General features: G+C 54.1%; 1 rRNA gene. It reads left to right on the plus strand.

Going from position 1 to position 242, the window contains the following annotated elements:
- Positions 1–145: 145 nt before the first annotated feature.
- A 5S ribosomal RNA gene (gene rrf / locus ADK52_RS13515) occupies positions 146–242 on the plus strand; the annotation flags it as partial.

Below are 242 nucleotides of genomic sequence, written 5' to 3' on the forward strand. Positions count from 1 at the left end.
TAGGCCAGATGTGGAAGCCCGGTAACGGGTGGAGCTGACTGGTACTAATAGGCCGAGGGCTTGTCCTCAGTTGCTCGCGTCCACTGTGTTAGTTCTGAAATAACGAACAGCTGTGATGATAGCCAGCGTTCAAATTTCATAGTGTTTCGGTGGTCATAGCGTTAGGGAAACGCCCGGTTACATTCCGAACCCGGAAGCTAAGCCTTTCAGCGCCGATGGTACTGCAGGGGGGACCCTGTGGG

This window comes from Streptomyces sp. WM6372 (assembly GCF_001279655.1).
GTDB lineage: Bacteria > Actinomycetota > Actinomycetes > Streptomycetales > Streptomycetaceae > Streptomyces.